This window comes from Salinicola sp. MIT1003, from assembly GCF_001858555.1.
In the GTDB taxonomy this organism is placed as follows: Bacteria; Pseudomonadota; Gammaproteobacteria; order Pseudomonadales; family Halomonadaceae; genus Salinicola; species Salinicola salarius.
Genome location: NZ_MCAP01000022.1, coordinates 33646 through 56467, shown reverse-complemented (window position 1 = coordinate 56467; position 22822 = coordinate 33646). Strand labels below are relative to the sequence as shown.

The window sequence follows — 22822 nt, the reverse complement described above, 5'->3', positions numbered from 1 at the left end:
GTTGGGTAACACACGATTGGATCAAGCGAGAAAGGCTGTTGCGCCAGAGGCGGGGGAAATTCCCCCGCCACGGCCTACCTGTTAAAGCAGGAAGTCCCAATCGCTTGGTGGTACTTCATTGCTCTGCAGTTCGTCGGAGCCAGCAAAGCCGTTCGCGACATCCTCCAGGCTCTTGCCGCCTTCGACCACTTCACCGACCCAGTAGTCGAGACCCGCGTCATCCGCTTCGCGGCCGAGCACGGACTCGTAGAGCTGACCAACAGCGCCTTCAACCTGCTGCTCGTCGCTCAGGTCAATGACCATGTCGTTGAAATCGAAGCTTTCCTTGGCTTCGTCAGACGCGATCATGTTCATCGCAACCTTGCCCAGCGCCACGCCGGAATCCAGCTCGTCAGCCCAGTACTGCAGGCCGTCCAGATCCGCCTGACGGCCCAGAACCTGTTCGTACAGCGTCGCCAGTTTCGTGATGCTGTCGCTGTATTCGATGGTCTGAGTACCGTCACCGAACTCGAGGTTCTCGGCATTGACCAGGGAGTCGGTCTCGCCGGTCTCGTTATTGATGACGGTTACGATGGCGCCATCCTGCGAGACGGTGTAGTCATCCTGGTTGCCGTCGAAGACGACTGTGTCGTCGCCCTGGCCGCCATAGATGCTGTCGTCACCGGCACCACCCGAGATGGAGTCGTCGCCAGCGCCACCCAGGATCGTGTCGCTGCCAGCGCCGGCGTCGATGGTGTCGTTGCCCAAGCCGCCGGAGATGCTGTCGTCGCCGCCGCTGGTGGTGATCACGTCATCGCCAGCGCCGCCGTCGACGGTGGTGTTCTTGTCGCCGTCAACGGTGAAAGTGTCGTCGCCGGCCGTTCCGATGATGACACGCTCAACGGTGTTGAAATGAGCGCTGTAGCCTTCGTCGCCTTCGAAGATGTAAGCACGGCCGCTGTCACGACCGGAGTCGTCGAACCGCAGCGGGCTGTCGGCAGTACCGCGGCCTTCACCTTCGTCGAGATTGATGAACAAGGCATCTGCGTCACTGGTCTGCAGTTCAGCGACCGTGGTAGCCGACTGGACAGAAACCTGGTCGCCTTCTTCAGTAGCCAGAAGCTGCTGAACGGCGTTCTGCAGATCTTGGTTGTATGTCGTACCGATGGAGGCGCTGACCTCACCGGACGACGTCACGTATTGTTGCGCCATTACCGAGTTACCTCTGTTTGTGCATCTTCTTTTTCTGGAGCCCTCGAAGCCCCTAGTTTGACCGGTGAACCCGGCCTTCCCTTGCGCGTGCCAGGTCGTACCTGTACGACTGCGTCGCGAGGCAGCCATGACACGAACAATACCCTGAGTACCTTAACCGCCCCGTTCCCTTTCAAAGCTTCAAAGAGGCGCAGAGGAACTGCCCAGTCCTTACCCTGTCATGGACGTGCAATGTCCACTTTCTGCAGCCCTGCGTTACTGATTATTGAAAAGAGCAGAATGAGCCGCGCTGCCGGATTACCAGCGACGCGACTAGACGATCTCGTGCTGTGTCGCCGCTCGATCTGCGATGTGAGTGATCTCGGGATCCAGCCAGGAGGACTTCGGCGCTGGCTGCTTATCGCCAGGCTGAGCCTGCTCCCGGGCTTGAGATACGTCTTGCGCTGCCGAAGTGGAGATACGTTCGACCTTCAGCGTGATAGCCGTTACGTGCCTGCTGCCCTGGGCGTTGTCGTTGTGACTCGCTTTCGCGTTGACACTGCCCAGCGGCTGGCGACTGCCATCCGAGAAAGCGACTTCGCCAGTCAATCGATACCGAGGAGCGTTCGGTCCAACGAGAGCCAACTGCAGATCATGAATCGGCCTGGCCCGCTGGCGGGTTCCAATGAAGCGCCCCGTCGTAGCCTCACTGCGTTGACCACCTGACCCACAGATCGCTTGAATATCGACTCCTTCAGGACGCTGAGGCCAGTCAATCTGGAAGCCTTCTAGCCGCGCACGTCCCTGAATGGCACCCAACCACTCGCCACTCTCTACCGTCACGTCACCACGCCTTTCGATATGGCCGGTCAGCGTGATGCCGGCAACCGGCTGATAGGTTTGCGGGGCGCGTTTGGCAGCGCTCATTCGCGAGACTGGCGCTGCTCTTTCTGGAGTCGGAACGATTGGCTCGATACGCCAGTGGACCTGGGCTGTGTCGACAAGCGATGCAGCGGCGTACTTGCTGACGGCCAGTACCGCATTGCCCTGGCGAACGTTCACGACGAGATAGTCGCCGGGCTTGGCCAAGGTCTGCTGAGAAATGCCGTCGGGACAAGTGAATTCGATGACTCCAGCCATGCGGATCGGCGCTTGGGCCAAGAGCAGCGGCACCGAACTCTTCGCAGGGGTGACATCGACGTAATGGATGACGTACAGGCCGGGCTGAAGCACCTTCATGGACGTACGGGCGGCAACAGCTTGGTTAATGTCGGCAGGCTGGCTCATGGTGCTGTTCTCGCTGGCAAACTACGTAATTATGATTAAACGCAATGATACAATATTCATACTCCAGTATGAATATGTCGTAATTCGTATAGACTAGATAGCTAATCTCTTACAAGACCGGCTACCACAAAGCGAGGGGGTTATCAACAATCAAAAAGGAGGGAGCCACCTTCAAAACGATGGCTTATAAGAAAATCGAATAAGTATATAAATCGTGATAGTTAATTATAATTAATCTTATGCTGGCGCATATAAACTTAAATAATTTCTTCCACTAGAGAAATCTGCTGCGGCAAACAAATACGATTTAAATCGTAGCGATCGATAATCGTGCGTCGTGCGTTGGCACGCATGGTTTCCATTTCACTGGGATACTGTAGTGCCCGGGTAATCGAATCCGTCAACGATTGGCTGTCGAAAAAGTCCACCAATAAACCATTCTTGCCATCTTCTATGACCTCACGAACCGGGGCAGTATCGGAGCCGATGATTGGCGCGCCGCAACTCATTGCCTCCAGCAAGGACCAGGATAGGACAAAGGGATAAGTCAAATATACATGTGCACGCGACAGCTGAATCAGTGCAGTTAGCGTGGCATGAGGAACACGGCCCAGAAAATGGACTCGACTGGCGTCGAGACGCTCGCCAACTTCTTCCAGAAAGATTTCCTTCCAACTGCGCCCATTCTTCGGGGCGGCACCATAACTGACTCCATCTCCGCCCACGATAAATACTTGAGCCTCGGGGTTTCGTTCCAGAATTGCCGGTAGGGCTCGCATGAATACGTGATAACCACGATATGGTTCCAGGTCTCGGTTGACGAAAGTGATAACCGGCGTTTCTCGAGTCAACTCAAGCCGTTTTCCCAGCGCTACTTGCACATTGGGTTTGGGATGAAACCGTTGGGTATCGATACCTTCGTGAATCACGCTCAATTTATTATGATAGGCGGCCGGGTGTGTCAGCTTCTGAAAGTGAGTCGAGCAGACGCCCCGATCTACCTGCTCCAGCATCCACAAAGGCCATAGGTTTTTCAGACGTACGCGCAGACGGTCCTCTATCGATAAGGGAAACTCAGGATCGAAATCGGCGTCCTGTCCGGTCGCGTGGTAATAGAATTCAAACCAACCTATAACCTTGGCCTGGGGAAACAGTTCGCGTACCGCCATCATATCGCCCCAGCCGCTATGGCCGATTACCAGGTCAGGCAACCATCCTTGTGATCGCCACTCTTCCAGCACCTCTTGAGTCGCACGCCCACGGATCAGCTTGCTATCCAACTGCCTGAGCAGCGGATCCAGATTCGAAGGATTACCTCTTGACAGACGTGCCTGAACAACCGGAAAAGGTGATGCCTCTGGAAGTCGGCTCAAGCTTACCGCTCGGACGTCATCTCCACGTTGCGCAAGCGCAGGGGCCAGATGACGAAACTGCCCGGGGAAATTGGCATGTATGAAGAGAATTCGGCGTCTCGGTGCCACAAACGATTCCTAAATGAGAGAAAACATATCGAGCCTGGCTCAGAGATTGGTGCGGCCTGCTAGCGACGACGCCAGCGCCGCCTAGCAAGATCTACCAAGCTCCAGATTGCCCAGCTCAGCAAGGTAGCCGCAGTCGCATAGGCTAGCCATCGAGACCACCCTTCCAATGTCGGGGCGACCTTGGCGATGAAGTGAGCGCTGATCAGGGCGAGAGCTCGAAAAAAGAGCCATTGTGGCCGTGGAACATAGGAACGCAGCAAGGATCAAGCACCCTCTGCCAATCGAATCAGGTACGTGCCATAGCCGTTTTTGCTTAGCGCCGCTCCCTGTTTCAGTAACTCCGCTCGGTCGATCCAGCCGTTATTGAAGGCGATCTCTTCGGGTATGGCGATACGCTGCCCCTGACGCTTTTCGATTGTCTGCACAAAGCTACTGGCTTCTACCAGGCTATCGTGGGTGCCGGTGTCGAACCAGGCAAAACCACGCCCCAGCCGCTCGACCTGAAGCTCTTCGCGGCGCAAGTAGTGATTGTTCACATCGGTAATTTCCAGTTCGCCACGTGCACTGGGCTTGAGGTCATTCACGATATCCGCAACGGTACTATCGTAAAAATATAAGCCCGTCACTGCCCAGTTGGATTGCGGTCGCTCAGGCTTTTCCACGATGGAAGTCGCGCAACCCTGCTCGTCGAAATCGACGACTCCGTAGCGCTGGGCATCACTGACCTGATAACCAAAGATCGTGGCGCCACTTTGCCGGGAGGCGGCACGCTGTAACTGATCGGTCAACCCGTGACCGAAAAAGATGTTATCCCCAAGCACCAATGCGCAACCGTTACCTTCCAGGAAGGCACGGCCTATGATGAAGGCCTGCGCCAGGCCGCCAGGCTCCGGCTGTACTGCGTAGCTGATGTTCAGACCCCATTGGTGTCCGTCGCCCATCAAGTATTGAAAACTGGCCGCGTCGTGAGGGGTGGTGATGATCAGGATGTCGCGAATACCCGCCAGCATCAGCGTGCTCAACGGATAATAGATCATCGGCTTGTCATAGACTGGTAATAGCTGCTTGGAAACCGCATGAGTAATGGGATAAAGGCGCGAGCCAGTGCCACCCGCCAGGATTATGCCCTTCTTCGTCATCGACCTGCTTTTGCCCCCGGTATCAGCCCTGCACGCGCTGCCAGTTGTATTTGGTAGTCATCCGGCAACTCTACACTACAATCTGACCATCTTGACAACGGAATGCGTAACGCGCCCAGGCACCGGAGATTATCTTGGGTTTTGCTGCAGCCATGGCCGCAAGCTAGCTTTGTAAGACAATTCGACGAGTGATGATCAGACAAGGCAAAAATCAGCGAAAACGGACCGGGCTGGCGCCCCGGTTTACGGGGGGTGTCAATGAGTACGTGACTCGCTTCGCTCGCCCTTCGGGTCGTCCTTTGGGGCGTTCTTCGGGTCGTCCTTCGGACGTTCTGAACTGAAATTCAGCGAGCTAATTTTCAACGCCGTATGGCCGAGCGCAGGCAGTTTTCGTACAAAGCTAGATCAACCAGGCCTCGTCTTGCTGTATGCCGAGTAGTTGGGTCTCCTCGAGCATCATTGGCGATTGTTCCGCAAAGGCCAATAGCTGGTCGCTGCCATAGAGTGCTTCGAAGCTGACCGCCTCTGCTCGCTCAGGAATTTGCAGCGCTAAAAGCGGATCGAGCGTATCCACGCTGCCAGTAGACATGGCTTCAGCGATACCTACCATGCCAATCCATAATTCAAGCGTCAGCGCTCCGGCCAGAGCGCTAAAGTCGAGCTCCGTGCCTTGGGCGAGCTGGTCCATCTCCTGGAGTCCACGTTGTTCGAGCAACAACGTTGCAGTTCCATCGAGCCCCAAGCCATTACGACTGATACCGGGGACATCATTGCCAGGATAGCGGGTGAGATTATCATGATCGTACTCCCCCAGTGCTTGGTCGATCGCAACGGCCGCGCGCTGGCTGAACTCTATCAATGCCGGGTCTATGTTTTCGTTCGTAGGCCACATGATTGACAGGGTAGCCAATGATCCGTCTTCGCTGCGGTAGGTATTCTGGTTATGAATATCCAGGAACAGATCCGGCCGGTAATGGGCCACCTGCTGACGGACAGCAGCAGACTCCGGCGCCAAGTCAGGGTCGTAGGGCTGATTCGGGTCGTAAGTCCCATTGAGCTCGATACCATTGGAATTGTAACGAGGGTCCAGTACGCCTTCGCTGCCTGCGACCTGCTCCTGCCAACGTGCGAAGCCATCCGGATTGACGCGCGGCATTACCACTATGGTCATTGTCTCACGCAGTGTCTGCGCTCCAGCGCTTTCCCCGGCCAGGTACTCAAGCAACCCTAAAACCGCTTCCGTTCCCAATGGCTCGTCGCCGTGCTGTTGGGTAACGATCATTAATGTTTTCGGTCCAGTTCCCACCACGGCACTATAAAGTGGCATTCCCTCGACAGACTCGCCGACTTGCTCAAGCGTTATTGCTTCGTGTTCGGCAAGCCGACCCAACGTGGCGTATAATTCTTCATTACTCTGCAGGTGATCCAGAGCCAAGGGTTGCTTTATATCGTAATCATTTTGTGTGACATGCTGGCTGTAATAGTTGGCAACCGATAGTTTGGCACGTAGCGCTTCCTGATCTTGCGCGCACGCTGCATCAACCATGCAATCCGGTAGCTCATCCCAAGCAAGATTGCCGCTTTCAAGGCGCTCCGCCCAGTAATTCACTTCTAGACTGCCGGGCTCACGCTCAAAATAGTGGTGGTATAGCGAGCGAACATAGTCATCGCTATCCAATAGTGCGAGATGCGCTGTGGCTTCGCTCGAGTTGGCGATTGCCTGCTTGACCTGGTTGGCGCTCGCTCGCTCTTCTTCGAGCTGACCTAACCAATAGATCAAACCCTCCGGATCCGCCGCCCGCCCTAGATATGCCAAATATAGAGACTGCACGATTTCCGCGTTGTTCTGTAACCCCATACGATGCCTTGTTTATCAAGTTATTATTAAACCAGCAGCTTTAAAACTAATATGCCGGATCAATAAAAGGCAGCGCCCAGGGCCGAAATCATTTAAAAATAACAAGAAATATTGACACAACTAATATCGATTAAATAAAAAAATACTACCAACGCATTAAGCAACAGGCACAATACCGCTAAAAAGCGTACTGTTCGTAAGAAGAGGCTTTGTTAATGGCAGTGTGAACTCAAGCATGCCCGAAGGCGGTCAAGCGGATCGCACGATCACCTTCTGGGCAAGACTGTACGATTATGGCGGCCACGCTGGCGCGTCGTTTTTCGAAGTCGCTTCCCGAAACAGCCGGGCGGAGACATCGCCCTTGAGAATTCGGCGGCCTTTTCCATCCGCTCATCCGCCAGGTATCGAAAGGCCCTCGCCGGGATCGAGAGCCTTGTTCACGGAATTTCCTGCTCCGCTTCTCTTTCCCCGTGGCTACCGGTCGGTTGCGCCATGCCGACCCGGCCGATGCCGGGCAGCTTGAGTGCGGGAGACTGCCAGTCGACTCCGACGGTCAGTCCCAGCACGTCGAGTTCGAATCCTTCGTCCCAGGCCAGCATGACGCCGAACAGACCGCCCAGCGACAGTTGATAGCCGGTCTGCGTCGGCGTCCTGGCGACGAACTCTCCTGGCAGGTAGTTCTTGCCGATCGCATTGGGCGGGAAGTCCACCGAGAGCTCCGGTACCTGTCGCACCACCCAGGCGATGAACGTATTGCTGTTGGGGCCGGGCCAGATACCGTAACGGTCGGGAAACGGATAGTCGGGCACGACGCGCTCGATCCCGCTGATCGCCCGCGCCGCCTTGTCGCCCCGGAGTTCGGCCAGCAGCGTCGGCGAATTGCCATACCATTGGCGATCCGGCGGCGCATAGCTGGTCTCCACCGTGGGCCGACGCCAGCTCACCACCTGATAGACGCGATAACGGCTGGCATCTTCGGCCTTGGTCGCGATCCAGGTGTGCACGCCGAACGCCCCGCGCCACTCGAAGGTGCGCGCCGCATAGACCTGAACGACTGCTTCGCGCACCTCCGCCGGATCCGGCGCCAATCCACTGGAAGAACGATCCGCATCCTGCCAGTTGGCGGACATCGGCACCTGCTGGGAAGCGAGCATGTAGGCAGGCCCCAGCAGCAGTACGATAATCAGCGTGATGGCGGCCAGCACGAACTTGAACGTGCGAGTCAGCATGCGGGACAGGTTCATCGGCAGAGAATTCCGGCGTTCTGGTCGGGAGACGGGTTGAATCGGCGTACGATGGCCCACATAACACTCATCAATCTCGAATCGAACATCAAGGGTTTTCACATGGCTATCGTCGATCCCCGCACCGGACAACCGCTGACCGGCCCGGAAGAAAGCAGCCAGAATGGCGCCGGTAACAACGTTGCCCCGGAGGACGTCATCGTCGACGTCACGCTGGAGAACTTCCAGCAGGTCGTGCTCGAGGGCTCGATGCAGCATCCGGTGCTGCTGCAGAGCTGGGCCTCCTGGTGCGAGCCGTGCAAGAACTTGAAACCGGTGCTGGAGAAGCTGGCGCAGGAATACGCTGGCGCCTTCGTACTGGCGCGGCTCGACATCGAAGCCTTCCCGCAGATCGCTTCCCAGCTTGGCGTGCGCTCGGTGCCGGACGTCAAGCTGATTTCCCAGGGCCAGCTCTACGACCAGTTCCAGGGCGCGCTACCGGAAAAGCAGGTTCGCGAGTGGCTGGGCAAGTATCTCGAGGCACCGGCGAACGCCTCGCAGAGCCCGGAAGAGATGGCCGAGACGGCACTTGCCTCCGGAGACACCGAGACGGCCGAAGCGATCTACCAGGAACTGATCCAGCAGTATCCGGAGCACTACGACTACCAGATCGAGCTGGCCGGGGTGCAGGTCGCCGCCGGTCGCACCGCTGACGCCAAGCAGATCCTCGACAATCTGCCGCCGGAACACCGCGATGCGGCCAAGGCACGCGGCGTGCGGGCACGCATCGAGTTCGGCGAGGAAGCCTTGAGCCAGGCCGATATCGACGCCCTGGGCGAGCGTGACGACAGCGAGGCGCAGTATCAGCGTGCCATGCGCCAGATCGCCGACGGCCAGTACGAAGCCGGGCTCGAAGCGCTACTGGCCGTCATGAAACGAGATCGCGCCTACGGCGAGGATGCGGCACGCAAGACGCTGCTGCGCGTTTTCGATGCGCTGGGCGCCGAACACCCGCTGACCGTCACCTACCGCCGTCGCCTGTTCGCCATGCTCTACTGATCGACGTCGATCCACGTAATACCCGGAGCGCCCGGCCCGAGCGAAAGCTCGCGCCGGGCGTTTTCGTCAGGCTGGCTCGGCAAGCAACCGATCCAGCCTCATCAATGCCTCCTCGAGCCAGCTTCGCGGCATGCCGAAGTTGAGCCTGACGAAACCGGGCCAGCCGAAGTCGGCGCCATCGGAGAGCGCAACCCGTGCTTCTTCCAACAAGCGCTGCTGCGGCGACTCGGCCAACGCGCTATGGCGTAGATCCAGCCAGGCCAGGTAGGTCGCTTCCGGTGCTGTCATGGCCACGCCCGGCCAGCGCGAGACGTGCGCTTCCACCAATGCCAGGTTGTCCCGCAGCTCGCCCAGCAGCGCCTGGCGCCACTCCTCGCACTCGGCGTAGGCGGCTTGCGACGCGCTCAGGCCGAGCACGTTGACGCTCGGCAGCAAGCCGGCAGCCGCAGACTGGAATCTCTGGCGCAGATCGTCGTCGGCGATGATGGCGCAGGCGGAGGAGAGCCCCGCGATATTGAACGTCTTGGAGGGTGCCCACAGCGTGATCAGACGATCCTTCAGCTCCGGGCACAGCTGACCCAGCGGCCGATGAGAGACCGAAGGATCGAGAATCAGATCGCAGTGCAGCTCGTCGGAAATCACGATCAGGTCGTGACGCACCGCCAGCTCGGCCAGTCCCTTCATCTCCTCGGCGTTCCACACGCGCCCGGTGGGGTTGTGCGGGTGGCACCACAGCAATACGCGGGTGTTGGGCTGGATCGCCGCTTCCAGCGCCTCGAGATCGAGCCGCCAGGGTTCGCCAGACGCAACGGGGTCGGCCAGCGCGAACGTCTGTGCTTCACGTCCGGTATTTCTGGCGACACTCAGAAACGGCGGATAGATCGGGGTCGCGGTGAGCACGCCCTGCCCCGGTTCGCTGAATGCCATCGCCGCCAGATTGAGCGCCGGCACCACGCCGGGCACCCATAGCTGCCACGCTTTTTCGATCTGCCAGTCGTAGTGGTCACGGCTCCAGTCGCAAAGGGTTTGCTTCAGTGTCGCGGACACGTCACCGTAGCCGAAGACACCGTGCGCGACGCGTGACTCGAGCGCCGATATGATCGCCGGCGGCGAGCGAAAATCCATATCGGCGACCCAGAGGGGCAGGACATCCTCATCGTACTGCAGCCACTTCTTGGTGGCGTGCTGGCGGCGATCGATACGCGTGGCAAAATCGAAATTCACGATAGTGATCTCATCATCGAAATGGATGGACGAACATGTGCGAGCGGCCTGACGTGCCTGACAACGCTTCTCCCCGACCGTTCTACGCTCGGGTGCTGGCCGGCAATTCGAAACTGGTCGGTCACTGGCTGATGTTGGGGCAGGCCGACCCCGACCGTCTGGCCCTGATTCTGGCCGATACGGCGCGCATCGCCAAATTGGGAGAGCCGGAGTCGACACCGGACGGCGCCACGCTGACCCACTGGAGCGGTGACGCTACGCCACCGCGCTGGGCCGCCAGAACGGCGCTGTTCCTGCTGGTGCAGATGCCGGCCAGGCCCCTGCCCCGCGATGACGACGAGGCCTGCGCCTGGGCTTACTGCTGGCTGCACAATCGGGACTTCGACGCCTTCGAGACGGCGCGCGACGCGCTGCCCGAACACTTGCGCGAGCGCCTCGCCGCACCGCTGGCCGAAGCGTGGCACGACTATCGCGGGCTGCGCCTGGTCTGACCTGCCAGGCCCGGCGCGAGGCATGCCATGACTCGCTAGAGCCGTTCAGTATCAGCCCGTATCAGGCCGCAGGGCACGCTGACATGAACAGACGGAGGTCAGAGGTTGTACTTGACGAGAAGACTCGCGGTGTTCTGGTCGGTATCGAAAGCCGTGCTGTTCTCGATCCCGTACTTGTCGCTCCAGTAGTCGTACTCCAGACCGACATAGAGCTTCTTCTGATACCAGTGCATCGCCTTTCCAAGGTCGTACTTGATCTGCGGGTTGACGTGCAGGTTGGCGTGGTAGCTATCGTCGTTGTCCACCACCCAGTCGATGTAACCATCGATCAGAAAATCCGATTCTCCCGCCGGGATCGTCACCGACCATACCGGCGTGATCTGCCAGGTATCGCCATCACGATCCCCATCCGGGTCGCGGTGATAGACGTTGATCTGAGCATAGTCGAAACCGGGAATTGTCAGATCCACGCCCAGCCCCAGCAAGGTCGTTTCCACGTCTCCTTCGCCAAACTCGCGGGTCCCCGCCAGCAGCACATCACTGATGGGGCCCAGTCGGAAGGACTGGTCGAATATCTTGTTGAAAGAGAGACGTGGCGTGAATTCGCCGTAATAGGTATTGCTGCCGTTGGTGGCGGATTCTTCGCCGTTGTAGAAAATCTTGTCGACGAAGATGAACAGATCCCCTGCTGTCCAGCTACTGGCATGCTCGAAAGTTACCGTCTGCTGCGTCGACGGATCGACTTCGAAATTCTGCCCGTACAAGTAGGTCAGGCTGTTGCCTTGCCACAGAATCGGACTATCGGCCGAAGCCTCACCGGCCACACCAAGGGCCGCCCCTGCAATCACGCCGATGGCGACAGCGCTCCGTCCCAAGCCTTTCATTCCACCTTGCTCCTTTCTCATGGATCGCTCTCTGGCGCTTGAACTCGAGGTCACGAAGACCCGGAAGCAGCAGAAGCAAAAGGTGTGCCAGCCTGTTGTTTTTGTATACAAAACAACAGGCGCGCAGCGAAACATAGGCGCCCTGGTTACTTGGGCGTTTTTCTAACGCACTGTTTCAATTCAGGTATCTCTCCAAACCTGACCGATTGCACAAGTTTGAGGCGGGTTTCAGGAACGACGACGCCTGGCCTGACGCTTGGGAATGAAGCCGTCCGGCTTGGTTGCCAGCCACTCGACAAAGGCGCGAATATCGGGATGCGACAGCAGTGCTTCGCGGCTTGCATAATGGTCGGCCAGCTCGCGCTCGCCCAATGTCCGGTGAAGATGGGAATGGCACGGTCGGCAGACCCGGAGAATGGCCGTCTGCATCAGATCGCGCCCAAGGCGCTTGCGATAGCGCGGTTTGCGGTGCAACGTTCTGGGAATGAGATGATGACGCGTCAACGGCGCGGCACGTCCGCACAGCGCGCAACGCTCGGTTACCTCGTAGTCCGCTATCTCGTCGTCAGTCACCATCGATAAGGAGTCTCCATCGCGTGGTCAGCTTAGAAACGTCGCCGGGTCTTCCGCAACCTGCCTCGACCGGCACGGGAATCGCGCCATGACGCCCGCGATCCGCCTGCTGGAATCCCGGGGAATTGCCCACGAGGTCACCAGCTACGAGCTGGGTAGTGAATCGGAGGCGGCTTCCCACAACTCCTATGGTCTCGATGCCGCCCAGGCACTGTCGCTGCCGCCTGCCAGTGTATTCAAGACACTGCTCGCCCAGCTCGACGACGGGCGTCTGGTGGTCGCCCTGGTGCCTGTCGATGCCACGCTGGATCTCAAGGCGCTGGCCAAGGCCGCCGGTGCGCGCAAGGCGCGCATGGCCGAAGCCCCGGTGGCCGAGCGCACCACCGGCTACCTGGTGGGCGGCATCAGCCCGCTGGGCCAGAAGAAACGTCTGCCGACTTTCATCGACGAGAGCGCCAGCGCCATGGAGACGATGCACGTCAGCGGTGGCCGGCGCGGGCTGGAACTGTCGCTGGCACCAGGCGACCTGATCGCCCTGACCGCAGCTCGTACTGCGGCGCTGGCCCGGCGCGGTTGATCCTTCGCATGTCGATAGACTTCGACCTGTGGATCGATCCCGACGATCTCGATCGCCATCGTGCCGTCGAGCGGGCGCTGGAGCACTACTTCATGGAGCGCCTGGCCGACTACCCGCATCTGCGTTTGCCGGGTCCCGATCCCTACGACTATGATGCGCCGTTCAATCGACTGCACGCCGTGCTGGTCGAGCGCGCCCGCGACTACCTGCTGCGCGACTATTTCTACTCGCCCACGCCGATGCAGCTGAGCCAGGCCTTCTATCGCGCCGTGGCTCGTTCCAACAAGGTCATACTGGATTCCTCCCATGGTGATTCACACCAATCAGACACCGACTGACGCCCAACTGGCGATCATCACCGAACAGCTGGGCCGCCCGCCCCGAGGTCTCGAAGCGGTCGCCGCCACCGACAGTCATGGCCGCCCGCTGGTCCTGCGCATGGCGCCGATCGTCGACGATGCGCCCTTCCCGACGCTCTACTGGCTCTCCTGCGAGCGTCTCAAGGTGGTGCTGTCGCGCCTGGAGGCCAGTGGCGTGATCAAGGAGCTGGAAGCCCGGCTGCAGCAGGACCCGGAATGGATGGCCAGTTACCACCAGAGCCATGCCGATTACGTGCGCCAGCGCTGGGATTTCATGACCGACGCACAGCGCGAGGCGGTGGAGCAGCGCGGCTACACCCAACTGATGCGCGAGCGCGGCGTCGGCGGGATCACCAACTGGGATCAGGTGCGCTGCCTGCATACGCAGTATGCGCACCATCTCTGCGGCGACAACGCCATCGGCCGCTGGCTCGATGCAGAGCATGATGTCGCCGCCAGCATTCCGTGATGGTCGGGAATCCCTCTCTTTCATTATTCGTTTTCCAGGAGCGATAGCGTGCAAATCTGTGTTTATCTGGGCTCGCGTGAAGGTAACGATCCGCGTTTCGCCGCAGCGACGGACGCACTCGGCGCGGCGATCGCCAGTCGCGGCTGGGGGCTGGTCTACGGCGGCGCCCGTAATGGCCTGATGGGTCGGCTGGCCAACGCCTGTCTCGCCGAAGGCGGTGAAGTGATCGGTGTGATGCCTGAACATCTCGTCCAGCGCGAAGTCTCGCACCATGGCCTGACCCGGCTGATCCGGGTCGACAACATGCACGAACGCAAGGCTGCCATGGCCGCGCATGCCGATGCCTTCGTCGCGCTACCCGGCGGTATCGGCACGCTGGAGGAGCTGTTCGAGATCTGGACCTGGCGCTACCTCGACCTGCACGGCAAGCCGATCGGCGTGCTCAATGTCGCCGACTTCTACTCGCCGCTGCTGACCTTCCTCGACACCACCGTCGAACACGGCTTTCTCGATGTCGCCACCCGCCGCACGCTGGTCGCCGAGGCCGATATCGAAACCCTGCTGGATCGCCTGGCCGAAGATGCCAGACTGAGAAATCACGACGCTTGAACGACGCGGTTCGAGCACCGGTAACGTATCCATCAAGGAGGATTGGGAATGCATGCCATCGCCATCGAAGACAATCGAATGATCTGGCGCGAACACGACGACCTCGGCCCGCTGGGTGCCAACGAGGTGCGGATCGATGTGGCCTGGGCGGGAATGAATCGCGCCGACCTGATGCAGCGCGGCGGCAACTATCCGCCGCCGCCGGGAGAATCCGAGATTCCGGGACTGGAAGTCAGCGGCACGATCAGCGAAGTCGGCAAGGGCGTGGAGCGCTTCCGCAAGGGCGATCGAGTCTGCGCCCTGCTGGCCGGCGGCGGCTATGCCGAGCAGGTCGTGGTCAACGAAGCGCAGGTTCTGCCCATCCCCCAGGGTCTGGGGCTGCGTGAAGCCGCCGCACTGCCGGAGGTCTTCACGACCGCCTGGCTCAACCTCTACATGGAAGGGGCGGTACAGACCGGCCAGCGCGTCCTGCTGCACGCTGCCGCCAGCGGCGTGGGCACGGCGGCGATTCAGCTCTGCCGCGTGTTCGGCAACCCCTGTTTCGTGACCGCCGGCAGCGCCGACAAGCTGGAAACCTGCTACCGGCTAGGCGCCGATGCCGGCTGGAACCGGCACGATGGCAGCTTCGTCGAGGCGGTCAAGAACTGGGGCGGCGCCGACATGATTCTCGATCCGGTGGGAGGCGACTACATCGCTCAGGATCTGGCCGTGCTGAACACCGATGGCCGGCTGGTTCTCATCGGCCTGATGGGCGGCGCGGAAGCGCAGATCAACCTGGGGCGCATGCTGGTCAAGCGCCAGCGCCTGATCGGCTCGACCCTGCGTTCCCGCTCGACGAAGGCCAAGGGCGCGATTCTCGACGCACTGTATGCGCACGTCTGGCCCAAGTTGGCCAGCGGAGAGATCGAACCGTTGATTGCCGGCACCTGGCCCATTCAGGAAGCGGAGACCGCGATGCAGCACCTTTCCGACAACCGCAACACCGGCAAGATTCTGCTCAGCGTCAGCGGAGCGGGGTAAAACCGCGTCGACCGGCCACGCTCGATCGCGGTCCGGCCCACGATCACGGCACGCTCCCGGAGCGCTATCCGACGTTCAGCGTGGCCTTGTAGGTCAACTGCAACAGGCGGGCGTCGTCACCGGCGCGGTGGCGACGGATATCGTGCTGCTCGGCGATCCGCGCCTTGATCCTGGCCCAGCATTCGGTCTGCGCCTCGCTCAGAATTCGCCGCAGCGCTTCCAGTCGAAATCGCGGCAACATCCCGGCCTGATCGAACAGCAGCGACAGCCAGGTATTGTCGTAGCCCCAGCTGTCGCTGTAGGCGATACCGTCCGCCGCCAGCTCGTCATTGAGCCAGCGCGCGACTTCGACAGGTGGCCGGCCTTCGCGCACCAGGCGCGCCCGGGAGATGCCATGCAGCAGTTCTGCCTTGGGATCCCAGTGCGTCCACTCTCTTGCCGGCTGGATCAGGAACGCGCAGCGGCTGCCATCGGCACGGGCCAGGCCGATCTCGATGGGGTAACTGCCACGGCCAAAACCGGAAGCTTCGATGTCTAGCAGGGTGGGCAGCAACACGTTGCGGGCTCCCTCTCCATGATGCCGTCTCATCTTGTGACGCCGATGAGGCATCATGACAGCGTTGGGGCGTAACTTCACCCCGCCACCAGGCCGGTGGCGGGGTACGCAGGATGCGCCGACGGTTGCGGGCTCTCAGTGCGTGGCGAGCGCGCCGGGCGTCTCGCTGCTGGCACCGTCTTCAGCCAGATTGCGCGCCCAGCGCTGCCATTCGTCCGCGCGGGCGGGGTCGTGCGGCAAGCCGAGTTCGCCGCGACGATACGCATCGGCCAGGCGCTCCGCGGCGCGGACATGGCCATTCTCGCCGGCGCGAGCGTACCAGGTCACCGCATGGTGAACGCTGGGCTGATACTGCGAGCAACCCAGCTCGTAGATGCGCCCGGCCTGGTACTGGGCATGACGGTCGCCCTGCTGGGCCGCCTGCAGTACGTAGCGCGCGCCTGTCGACTTGTCCCGCGGGGATATCCCGCGATGCATCAGCACCCGGCCGTAGAGCGAGCGGGCCGGTACATGGCCGGCATCGGCACAGCGCTTGAACCAGCGCAGCATCAGGCGCTGCTTGCTCGGCGAACGTGTCATCCAGCGCGTATGGCTAAGCTGCGTCGCCAGTTGGAACTCGAAACGCGTAAAGAAAGAAAACGTCTGTGGCATAACTGACAGTGACCCTGGAAACTGGGATCCGTTGATGATCCGAACTACCGTGTCGATCTGGACGCTCTTGTTCTCTTATTGCCGCAACTTTTCATTGCCGCAATACCATGATCTGCCGCAACACCATGGCAACGCTCTATGCGCGTCGGAATCGACCTTTTACGAGCGCGCTCGGCCGGGGGCCGGGCGGCGAAAGGCCGCAAGAATACGCCTGCCCGGCCAGCGACTCAACCCCCGGCTTCCAGACCCGGTTTGCCGCCTCACGACAGCGCCAGTAACATACGGTTTTCAGCCCGTTTTTCGTCCCCATGGTTTGTCTCGATCGGGCCATTTCAACCTGGAGTACAACATGCAGCGACGCCCCTTAGGCAAGACCGACATGCAGGTTTCGCGCCTGTGTCTCGGCACGATGACGTTCGGTGAGCAGAACACCGAAGCCGAAGCGCATGAACAGCTCGACCGCGCCATCGCCGCCGACATCAATTTCATCGACGCCGCCGAGATGTATCCGGTGCCGCCGAAGCCCGAGACGCAGGGCCGCACCGAGGCCTATATCGGCAGCTGGCTGCAAAAGCGTGGCAAGCGCGACGATCTGATCATCGCCAGCAAGGCGGCAGGTGCCGGACGTGGCATGGAACACCTGCGGGGCGGGCCACGGCATACCCGCGAGCAGATTCACCAGGCCCTGGACGCGAGCCTGAAGCGACTGCAGACCGACTACCTCGACCTCTATCAGCTCCACTGGCCCGACCGCCACGTCAACTGTTTCGGTCAACTGGGCTACCTGCCGGGGGACGACAGCGATGCCACGCCGCTGGAAGAGACCCTCGGCGCGCTGAAGGACGCCGTCGATGCCGGCAAGATCCGCGCCATCGGACTGTCCAACGACACCCCCTGGGGCGTCATGCGCTGTCTGCATCTGGCCGATACCCAGGGCCTGCCACGCGTCGCCAGCGTCCAGAACCCCTACAACCTGCTCAACCGCAGCTTCGAAGTGGGCCTGTCCGAAATCGCCCACCGCGAGGACGTCGGCCTGCTGGCCTATTCGCCGCTGGCGTTCGGCGTGCTTTCGGGGAAATATCTCGACGGCCAGAAACCGGCCAAGGGCCGCCTGACCCTGTTCGAGCGCTTCTCCCGCTACACCTCAGAGCTGGCCGAGGAAGCGACCCGAGCCTACGTCGACATCGCCCGCGAGCACGGCCTGGATCCGGCCCAGATGGCGCTGGCCTACGTGACCTCGCGTCCTTTCGTGACCAGCAACATCATCGGTGCGACGACACTCGAACAGCTCGACGCCAATATCGAAAGCGATTCGCTCGAGCTCTCCGACGACGTGCTCGACGCGATCGAAGCGGTGCATCGCAGAATCTCCAACCCCTGTCCCTGACGCTCGCCGGCGACGGCGGTCGATAACGCAAGGTTTCTCATACGGATAAGCGCGCCATGCTCAGCATCATCTCTCCGGCCAAGACGCTGGACTTCGAAACGCCCTCGTCGACACGGGACGTCACCCAACCCGACTATCTCGACCAGAGTCGGGCGCTGATCGATATCCTGCGCGGCTACTCTCCCCAGCAGCTGTCGGAGTTGATGGGCATCAGCGACAAGCTGGCCGGCCTCAACGCGGCGCGCTATGCCGAGTGGCAGACACCGTTCTCGTTGGACAACGCCAAGCCTGCGGCACAGGCCTTCCAAGGCGACGTCTACGTCGGCCTGGAAGCCGCCACCTTCAGTGACGCCGACAACGCCTTCGCGCAGGATCACCTGCGGATACTGTCCGGCCTCTACGGCATGCTGAGACCGCTGGACCTGATCCAGCCCTACCGCCTGGAAATGGGCATCCGGCTGGAGAACGCCGCCGGCAAGGACCTGTACGCCTACTGGCAGGACCGGCTGACCCGGGACCTGGACGCCGCGGTCGCGGCCAGCGGCAGTCCGACGCTGGTCAACCTCGCCTCCAACGAGTACAGCAAGGCCATCGACTTCAAGCGGCTCGAGGCCGATGTCGTCTCTCCGGTATTCAGAGACGAGAAGAATGGCCAGTTCAAGATCATCAGCTTCTATGCCAAGAAGGCCCGGGGGCTGATGGCCGCCTGGCTGATACGCGAACGGATCGAGAAGCCTTCGGCGCTGACCGAATTCGACGTGGCCGGCTATCGATACTCGCCGGAAGAGTCGAAGCCGGACAAGCCGGTATTCCGCCGTCGCGAGCAGGATCGTGACTAGGCCAGGCGACCAGATCCGATAGACGCGACTAAAGAATCAGCCCGAAAGCCCGGGCGTTCAGCTTCCATTCATGACGATCTGCGACAATGCTCGCAGCAACGAGTGCGCCCGAACGGTGCCAACGCAGGTCCGTCACTCGTCCAGGACAACGATTTCAGGAGAATGCCATGCGACATCTGCTCGTCATGATTATGGTCGGCCTGCTCGGCTTCAGCGCCGCAGTCGACCATGCCGAGGCGCGCCGCCTCGGTGGCGGCAAGAGTTTCGGTTCCTACTCGCGCTCGGTCCAGCAACCGACGCCGACCACCACGCGCAGCAACGCCTCGGCACCGCCACGCCAGCCGAGCGCCGGACTCTCCCGCTTCGCCGGTCCGCTGGCCGGGATGCTGGCCGGCGGCCTGCTGGCATCGCTATTCTTCGGCGGTGCCTTCGACGGCTTCCGGATGCTCGACATCCTGCTGATCGCGCTGGTGGCCTTCATCGCCTTCCGGCTGCTGGCTGCCCGCCGGCGGCATGCGACGGCCGGCCATCGCGACGGCGGCCAGCCCAACGGCACGACGCGGGAAGACAACAGCGCCCAGCCGACGCCGTTCATGGGCGGCAATGCCATGGGAACGCACGCCACGGGAACGCACATCGGCGGCATCGCCACCGAGCCAGCCTGGTTCGATCGCGAGCGCTTCCTGACCGGCGCCAAGGAGCATTTCACCACGCTCCAGCGCGCCTGGGACAACAATGACCTCAGCCAGATCCAGGAGTACGTCACGCCGGAGCTCTACAACCTGCTGAAAGCGGAACGCATGGCGCAGCCGGCCAACAACCGCACCGAGATCGTGCGCCTGTTCGCCGAGCTGGGCAGCGTGCAGGAGATCAAGGACGAGGCCGAAGCGACCGTCCTGTTCCACGGCGTGCTCGACGAAAACGGGGAAGAGACCGAGTTCAACGAAACCTGGCACCTGAAGCGCTCCCTGCGCGACGGCGCGCCGTGGTACGTTCAGGGGATCGAGCAGAACCCCACGACCTGAGTTGGCACCCGGCGTCTCGGCACGACTGACGCCAAGACGCCGGGATCAGCGCTGACAAAGTCCGCTTGCATGAAAAAGACCCGAGCCTGTCGACGACAGGCTCGGGTCTTTTGCGTTGCTTGCGTCGTCGCTGTTCTGGAGCGTGACGAAAGTTGAGCCGATGCCCGTGAAAGCGACTCGACAGCCGATGGCGAAAGTGCCAACAATGCGACAACGCCATCATTTCGAGGGAGCTGTCATGTCGATAACGGTTACGGTCTTGGACGACTATCAGGGATGCTGTGCCTTTCTCGACGCGGCCCACGAACTCGACGGCAGCGACGTGCGCCTGGACATCGAACATCGACATCTCGACGACCAGGCGCTGCCCGCCCGCCTGTTGGACAGCGACGCCATCATCCTGATCCGCGAACGCACCTCGTTGACCCGCGAACTGCTTGAGCAGTTGCCTAACCTCAAGCTGGTGGTCCAGACCGGGCGACTCTCCTCGGCCATCGATGTCGAGGCCTGCAAGGAACTGGGCATCGCCGTTCGTGATGGCGGCGGCTCTCCGATCGCGCCGGCGGAACTCACCTGGCTGCTGATCATGGCGGGCTGTCGGCGTCTGGGCGGCTATCTCGCCCGACAGGCCGAGGGCGACTGGCAGCGCACCAACCAGCGCCTGGAGGCGGAGTCGCTGGGCCACGCCGTCCACGGGCGCTCGCTGGGAATCTGGGGGCTGGGCAAGATTGGCAGCCGGGTCGCCGGCTACGCCCAGGCCTTCGGCATGAACGTCATCGCCCACGGAAGAGAGGGCAGCGCCGGTCGCGCCTTCGAGCTGGGCGTGGCGTTCGAACCCGATCGTCACGCCTTTCTCGCCCGCTGCGACGTGGTCAGCCTGCATCTCAAGCTCAACCGCGACACCCGCGGCATGATCACCCCGGAGGATCTGGCGGCGATGCGCGCCGATGCCCTGCTGGTCAACACCAGCCGTGCCGAGCTGATCCGCCCCGGCGCCCTGCTCGACGCGCTGGATGCCGGCCGTCCCGGCGCGGCGGCGCTGGACGTGTACGAGAACGAGCCCGAGGGTGCCAGCGCTTACCAGACGCACCCTCGCGTACTGGCGACACCGCATATCGGCTTCGTCGAGAAGGACACCTACGAACTCTACTTTTCCACCGCCTTCCGTCAGGTTCGGGAGTTTTTCACCGCCTAGAACGCAAAACGACAACCCCGGCCGAAGCCGGCGTTGTCGTAGACGTAGACGTAGACATATACGTAGACGTCGCCAAGGCTGGCGTTACTGCCTTGGCGCTACTGCCGCCCGAACAGGTGCTTGCGCGCCTCGTCGGTCATTTCCACATTGTTCTGCGGGTTGATCTCCTCGGCCTTCTCGTAGGCGCGAATGACCGCTTCGCGCTCGCCGACCCGCTCGAACCAGCGCTGCAGGCTGGGATAATCCTCCAGATCCTGGCCCTGCTTCTCGTAGGGCTTGATCCACGGCCAGATCGCCATGTCGGCGATGGAGTAGTCGTCGCCGGCGACGAAGTCGTTGTCGTCGAGCTGCTTGTCGAGCACGCGGTAGAGCCGCGAGGTCTCGTTGATATAGCGCTCGATGGCGTAATCGATCTTCTTCGGCGCGTAGTTGCGGAAGTGGTGGTTCTGGCCCGCCATCGGCCCCAGCCCACCCATCTGCCAGTAGAGCCACTGCAGCACCCGATAGCGCTGGCGCCCGCTCTTGGGCAGAAACTTGCCGCTCTTGTCGGCGAGATATTCGAGAATCGCACCGGACTCGAACAGCGACAGCGGCTGGCCGCCGTCGGCCGGGGCGCGATCGACGATCGCGGGAATGCGGTTGTTGGGGGCGATCTCGAGAAACTCGGGCGCGAACTGCTCGCCCTTGCCGATATTGACCGGATGAATCCGGTAGTCGAGCCCCGCTTCCTCGAGAAAAAGCGTGATCTTGTGACCGTTGGGGGTCGTCCAGTAGTAGAGATCGATCATCACAGGCTCCTGTCGTGACGACCGGCGGTAAGCCGGATGCTGTCAGGATAGGCCTTGCGCCGGGCGACGTCTCGCTCGACATCGCCCGACACTCGACAAAAGCGGCGCTCAGTCGGCGAACGCCCCTTCGATATCGACGATCCGTGTCGCCTCGCGGCCGACACCGCCGTGCAGATCCAGCATGCGCTGGAACCAGGCGTAGACCGGATCGGCATTGGAGATCAGATCGGCAGCGGAGGTGACCCGCGCCCACATGAACGCGCCCACGACCAGGTAATCGGAAGCCCCGGCCTCGTCGCCTTCCAGGAACGGCGACTCTTCCAGCCGTCCGCGCATCGGCTCCAGCGCCTTGTCGAGCATCGACAGCCCCTGGCTCGGCGAATGCATCTCCTCGAGCGTGCGGCCGAACGCCTTTTCCCGGGTCGTGCGGAAATACTCATGGTCATCGGGATGCACGGCGTTGAAGACGTCCATCAGGATGGTGCGCATGATGCCCGGCGCCAGCGAACGCTCGGCGTAGAACTTGAAGAAGCGCGCCCGCGCCTCGGCCACGCCATCCCCCAGCAACGGCTTGTCCGGATAGACGCGATCGAGGTAGCGGAAGATTTCATAGCTATCGACCACCGTCTCGTCGCCATCCACCAGTACCGGCACCTTCGGCTGGTCGGAGAACGAGATCGCTTCCTTGTCGGTGAACTTCCACGGCACGAAGTCGCACGCCAGCCCCTTGTGGGCCAGCGCATACTTGACCCGCCAGCAGTAGGGAGAGAATCGCAGGCGCTCGTCACGCCCGCACAGATCGAACATCTTGCGGCTCATGTCACACTCCTCGTCGAATACGGTTGTCACTGTTGCGATTCAAGCAGCATGTCCAAGGGAAGGTAAGCCGTCAAACCCTGCATGTGCGCTTTTTCGATCCGCCTGGATTCGGCAAAAATCGAAAACTGTTGCCATACTG

At 61.1% G+C, this 22822-nt stretch carries 24 protein-coding genes; 11 read left to right on the top strand and 13 right to left on the bottom strand.

The window, feature by feature from the left end:
- Window positions 1–81 precede the first annotated feature (81 nt).
- From BC443_RS10125 to BC443_RS10100, 6 genes are all read right to left on the bottom strand, one after another.
- Window positions 82–1320: a DUF4214 domain-containing protein gene (locus BC443_RS10125; RefSeq protein WP_083387321.1), complete on the bottom strand. Its 1239-nt coding sequence runs from the start codon at window positions 1318–1320 to the stop codon at window positions 82–84.
- Between the two features lie 183 nt (window positions 1321–1503).
- Window positions 1504–2457 (bottom strand): hypothetical protein, encoded by a 954-nt coding sequence (locus tag BC443_RS10120; RefSeq protein ID WP_071231715.1) that lies wholly within the window; start codon window positions 2455–2457, stop codon window positions 1504–1506.
- Window positions 2458–2714: 257 nt separating this feature from the next.
- Window positions 2715–3938, bottom strand: a complete 1224-nt coding sequence (locus BC443_RS10115) for a glycosyltransferase (protein WP_071231714.1) — start codon at window positions 3936–3938, stop codon at window positions 2715–2717.
- A gap of 263 nt (window positions 3939–4201) precedes the next feature.
- Window positions 4202–5077 (bottom strand): glucose-1-phosphate thymidylyltransferase RfbA, encoded by an 876-nt coding sequence (gene rfbA, locus BC443_RS10110; protein WP_071231713.1) that lies wholly within the window; start codon window positions 5075–5077, stop codon window positions 4202–4204.
- A 400-nt stretch (window positions 5078–5477) separates the two neighbouring features.
- A complete protein-coding gene (locus BC443_RS10105; RefSeq protein WP_071231712.1) occupies window positions 5478–6935 on the bottom strand; it encodes a M14 family zinc carboxypeptidase in 1458 nt (485 codons plus the stop codon).
- Window positions 6936–7372: 437 nt separating this feature from the next.
- Window positions 7373–8179 (bottom strand): DUF3750 domain-containing protein, encoded by an 807-nt coding sequence (locus BC443_RS10100; RefSeq protein ID WP_247643260.1) that lies wholly within the window; start codon window positions 8177–8179, stop codon window positions 7373–7375.
- Between the two features lie 102 nt (window positions 8180–8281).
- On the opposite strand from BC443_RS10100, the gene BC443_RS10095 reads away from it, so the two are divergent.
- The gene (locus BC443_RS10095; protein ID WP_071231904.1) at window positions 8282–9217 is read left to right on the top strand and encodes a tetratricopeptide repeat protein; all 936 of its coding nucleotides are present in this window, start codon (window positions 8282–8284) and stop codon (window positions 9215–9217) included.
- Between the two features lie 66 nt (window positions 9218–9283).
- On the opposite strand, the gene BC443_RS10090 is transcribed toward BC443_RS10095, so the two are convergent.
- Window positions 9284–10441: a PatB family C-S lyase gene (locus tag BC443_RS10090; protein ID WP_071231711.1), complete on the bottom strand. Its 1158-nt coding sequence runs from the start codon at window positions 10439–10441 to the stop codon at window positions 9284–9286.
- Between the two features lie 131 nt (window positions 10442–10572).
- On the opposite strand from BC443_RS10090, the gene BC443_RS10085 reads away from it, so the two are divergent.
- Window positions 10573–10932: a hypothetical protein gene (locus BC443_RS10085; protein ID WP_247643263.1), complete on the top strand. Its 360-nt coding sequence runs from the start codon at window positions 10573–10575 to the stop codon at window positions 10930–10932.
- A gap of 98 nt (window positions 10933–11030) precedes the next feature.
- Here the strand turns inward: BC443_RS10085 and BC443_RS10080 are convergent, their stop codons facing one another.
- Window positions 11031–11816: an outer membrane protein OmpK gene (locus BC443_RS10080; protein ID WP_071231709.1), complete on the bottom strand. Its 786-nt coding sequence runs from the start codon at window positions 11814–11816 to the stop codon at window positions 11031–11033.
- A gap of 228 nt (window positions 11817–12044) precedes the next feature.
- Window positions 12045–12392, bottom strand: a complete 348-nt coding sequence (locus BC443_RS10075) for a hypothetical protein (protein ID WP_071231708.1) — start codon at window positions 12390–12392, stop codon at window positions 12045–12047.
- Between the two features lie 85 nt (window positions 12393–12477).
- On the opposite strand from BC443_RS10075, the gene ybaK reads away from it, so the two are divergent.
- Genes ybaK through BC443_RS10050 form a run of 5 tightly spaced genes read left to right on the top strand, consistent with a single transcriptional unit; the run spans window position 12478 to window position 15423 of the window.
- Window positions 12478–12966: a Cys-tRNA(Pro) deacylase gene (ybaK, locus tag BC443_RS10070; protein ID WP_071231707.1), complete on the top strand. Its 489-nt coding sequence runs from the start codon at window positions 12478–12480 to the stop codon at window positions 12964–12966.
- Window positions 12967–12974: 8 nt separating this feature from the next.
- Window positions 12975–13304: a hypothetical protein gene (locus BC443_RS10065; RefSeq protein WP_071231706.1), complete on the top strand. Its 330-nt coding sequence runs from the start codon at window positions 12975–12977 to the stop codon at window positions 13302–13304.
- Window positions 13273–13794 (top strand): DUF501 domain-containing protein, encoded by a 522-nt coding sequence (locus tag BC443_RS10060; RefSeq protein WP_071231705.1) that lies wholly within the window; start codon window positions 13273–13275, stop codon window positions 13792–13794. The genes BC443_RS10065 and BC443_RS10060 overlap by 32 nt, the downstream gene beginning before the upstream one ends.
- A 48-nt stretch (window positions 13795–13842) precedes the next feature.
- Window positions 13843–14403, top strand: a complete 561-nt coding sequence (locus BC443_RS10055; RefSeq protein ID WP_071231704.1) for a TIGR00730 family Rossman fold protein — start codon at window positions 13843–13845, stop codon at window positions 14401–14403.
- A gap of 48 nt (window positions 14404–14451) precedes the next feature.
- Entirely contained in the window at window positions 14452–15423 is a 972-nt protein-coding gene (locus tag BC443_RS10050; protein WP_071231703.1) for an NAD(P)H-quinone oxidoreductase, read from the top strand.
- Between the two features lie 64 nt (window positions 15424–15487).
- Here BC443_RS10050 and BC443_RS10045 read toward each other — a convergent pair whose 3' ends face one another.
- Together BC443_RS10045 and BC443_RS10040 are read right to left on the bottom strand one after the other, a co-directional pair.
- Window positions 15488–15979: a 3'-5' exonuclease gene (locus BC443_RS10045; protein ID WP_247643259.1), complete on the bottom strand. Its 492-nt coding sequence runs from the start codon at window positions 15977–15979 to the stop codon at window positions 15488–15490.
- A 135-nt stretch (window positions 15980–16114) separates the two neighbouring features.
- Entirely contained in the window at window positions 16115–16630 is a 516-nt protein-coding gene (locus tag BC443_RS10040) for a tetratricopeptide repeat protein (protein WP_071231702.1), read from the bottom strand.
- 349 nt (window positions 16631–16979) lie between these two features.
- Here BC443_RS10040 and BC443_RS10035 point away from each other — a divergent pair, with 349 nt between their 5' ends.
- The 4 genes from BC443_RS10035 to BC443_RS10020 all read left to right on the top strand — a co-directional run bounded on the left by BC443_RS10035 (window position 16980) and on the right by BC443_RS10020 (window position 21076).
- Window positions 16980–18017: an NADP(H)-dependent aldo-keto reductase gene (locus tag BC443_RS10035; protein ID WP_071231701.1), complete on the top strand. Its 1038-nt coding sequence runs from the start codon at window positions 16980–16982 to the stop codon at window positions 18015–18017.
- Between the two features lie 56 nt (window positions 18018–18073).
- Window positions 18074–18856 (top strand): peroxide stress protein YaaA, encoded by a 783-nt coding sequence (gene yaaA / locus BC443_RS10030; RefSeq protein ID WP_071231700.1) that lies wholly within the window; start codon window positions 18074–18076, stop codon window positions 18854–18856.
- Window positions 18857–19023: 167 nt separating this feature from the next.
- Complete coding sequence (locus BC443_RS10025; RefSeq protein WP_071231699.1) at window positions 19024–19881, top strand: TIM44-like domain-containing protein; 858 nt, start codon at window positions 19024–19026, stop codon at window positions 19879–19881.
- 238 nt (window positions 19882–20119) lie between these two features.
- Window positions 20120–21076: a D-2-hydroxyacid dehydrogenase family protein gene (locus BC443_RS10020; protein WP_247643258.1), complete on the top strand. Its 957-nt coding sequence runs from the start codon at window positions 20120–20122 to the stop codon at window positions 21074–21076.
- Window positions 21077–21174: 98 nt separating this feature from the next.
- Here BC443_RS10020 and BC443_RS10015 read toward each other — a convergent pair whose 3' ends face one another.
- Entirely contained in the window at window positions 21175–21864 is a 690-nt protein-coding gene (locus BC443_RS10015) for a glutathione binding-like protein (RefSeq protein WP_071231698.1), read from the bottom strand.
- A gap of 108 nt (window positions 21865–21972) precedes the next feature.
- Window positions 21973–22683 carry a glutathione S-transferase N-terminal domain-containing protein gene (locus BC443_RS10010; RefSeq protein WP_071231697.1) on the bottom strand — a complete coding sequence of 237 codons (711 nt, stop codon included), beginning with the start codon at window positions 22681–22683 and terminating at the stop codon, window positions 21973–21975.
- Window positions 22684–22822 lie beyond the last annotated feature (139 nt).